The following is a 2,004-nucleotide window of genomic DNA, read 5'->3' on the forward strand; positions in this document are numbered from 1 at the left end:
CAATAACGACTACGGCAGCAGCCACCGCCAACTCCGCCTCACTCACCACAGGATTTCCTTCCAAGAGCCATCCCTTGACGCGCAACACCATGGCCTCACCCCTTGATGGGCAGGTCCCGAGCCGCGTAGTAGGCGTGCAGCGCCGCCTCGCTGCCGGAGCCCAGGGCGGTCATGATCCGTTGGAACCGGGCGGAGCGGAGGTCGCCGGCCACGATGAGGCGGGGGTGCTGGCCGGTGGGCGGGCAGTATCCGTCCGTGCCACGGGTCAGGTCTCCGGGTGGGGCGGCGGGGGCGCTTCCCAGGCTGAGGAAGGCCGCGTCCGCCGTGATCGTCCGGTGGGTACCGTCCCTTCCTACCGCCTCGGCCGACAGCTGGGCGCCTTCTCCACCGTGCAGCGTCAGGTGATCGACGGGGAGCAGCGTGACCCGTGGGTCCTCGCGGATCTCGTCGATCTTGTACGCGTCGGCAGCTGGGTACGCCACGAGGAGGCGCGTGTCCGTGGTCGGGTGGGCGCGCAGGAAGGTGCCGATCGGGCGGTCGCCACCGAGTACGAGGAGGGTCCGGTCTTGGGCATCGTCGGCGTCGGCCTGCCAGAGCGCAGGCAGGGTCAGGCCAGCGGGGGCGGTGATCCAGGTTGCGTCGCCGGGTTGGAGAGGGCCGACGCCCGTGGCGACGATGGCGTACGGGGCGGTGAGGGAAGCGCCCGCGTCCAACGTGACGGTCACCTGGTCGTCGGCGGCGCGAAGCTCGGTGACGTACCTACCGAGCGCGAGGCGGCACAGCTCCGTGTTCTTCAGCTCGGCGACGATGGCGTCGGCCAGCTCGGGGCCGCCGGTGTAGCCGCCGAGGACGTTGTTCAGGGCCGGGATCCGGTACAGGTTCCGGCACAGCCGGTCCGGCTCGATCAGGATCGAGCGCATGCCGACGCTGGCGGCCATGCGTGCGGCAGCGCATCCGGCGGGTCCGCCGCCGATGATGATGAGGTCGGTGTCGTACAGCGAGTCGCCCATGGGGCTATTCCAGCACCGGGGCCCCTGCGTACGCGGCGAGTTGGCCGACCACACGGTCCGTGGTGACAAGTTGGCCGGTTCCGATCAGGCGGCGTGCGACGACGAGTCCGGCGTCGTGTACGTCAGGGCCGGCGTCGCTGGCGCAGGCGTCGGTGACGATCCAGGGTGCGTAGCCGTGTTCGAAGGCGTCGGCCGCGGACTTCAGGACGCAGCTCTCGGTGGCGATCCCGCAGAAGACGAGGTCGGTCCAGCCGCCCCCACGGACCAGTTCGGCTGCCTGGGGGGTGAAGAGCGTGTAGCCGGTCTTGTCGACGACCGCGTGCGCGCGGGCTGCCGCCTCCGCGAGTTCGGGGACGATGTCGGTCTCAGGTGGTTCTTGGAGTCGGCGCCACTGGAAGAAGCGCTCGTACGGGCTGTCCGGATAGTTGAAGTACCGGGTGAAGATCACGGGCCGGCCGGCGCCGGTCCACTGGGCGACGAGATCGGAGACCGCGGGCACGGCGTGGCGGCTTCGCTCGTTCACGAAGCCGTTCTGCATGTCGATCACGACCAGCGCAGCGCTGCCGATGTCCATCCGTTGCTTCTCCTGCCCTGTGTTCTCACCCGACGCCCTCTCGCAGAGCGTCCTGCGCGGCGCGCAGCCGTTCGGCCAGCCCGCTGGTCTTCATGATGGCTTCCCGCATCAGAACGTGTTGAGCGGTCTCCTGGGCTCGGGCGGTGGTGAGCCGGGAGGAGGCGGCACGCAGGAAGCGCCAGCCGTACTGCTCGGGCATGAAGGGGTCCTGACCGTCCTCGATCATCTGCTGCACCTGGCGGGTGAAACACCAGAGGGCTTGGACGGTCAGTTCGCAGGTGACCAACTCGTCGATCGTGAGGCTGCGCTCGCGGGAGTGGGACGCGTAGGCGACGCCGGACCAGCCCGCGTAGGCGGTGGACACACCCCGTACGCCGAAGGACACGATGTCGGGGCTGTCTCTTATACACATCTCTGAGC

The 2,004-nt window shown here is 69.2% G+C and carries 2 protein-coding genes and 1 pseudogene; all 3 read right to left on the reverse strand.

Features of this window, described 5'->3' with window-relative positions:
- Positions 1-95: 95 nt before the first annotated feature.
- Positions 96-1,010 carry an FAD-dependent oxidoreductase gene (locus tag IH13_RS0100230; protein ID WP_031079932.1) on the reverse strand — a complete coding sequence of 305 codons (915 nt, stop codon included), beginning with the start codon at positions 1,008-1,010 and terminating at the stop codon, positions 96-98.
- A gap of 4 nt (positions 1,011-1,014) precedes the next feature.
- Positions 1,015-1,584 carry a cysteine hydrolase family protein gene (locus tag IH13_RS0100235; protein ID WP_031079934.1) on the reverse strand — a complete coding sequence of 190 codons (570 nt, stop codon included), beginning with the start codon at positions 1,582-1,584 and terminating at the stop codon, positions 1,015-1,017.
- Positions 1,585-1,609: 25 nt separating this feature from the next.
- A pseudogene (locus tag IH13_RS0100240) lies at positions 1,610-2,004 on the reverse strand (hypothetical protein); the annotation flags it as partial.

The organism is Streptomyces sp. NRRL WC-3549 (assembly GCF_000721935.1).
In the GTDB taxonomy this organism is placed as follows: domain Bacteria; phylum Actinomycetota; class Actinomycetes; order Streptomycetales; family Streptomycetaceae; genus Streptomyces.

Excerpts from the sequence above, each read along its gene's own strand:
- IH13_RS0100235 (WP_031079934.1), bottom strand. The coding sequence starts at position 1,584 with ATGGACATCGGCAGCGCTGCGCTGGTCGTGATCGACATGCAGAACGGC.
- IH13_RS0100230 (WP_031079932.1), bottom strand. The coding sequence starts at position 1,010 with ATGGGCGACTCGCTGTACGACACCGACCTCATCATCATCGGCGGCGGA.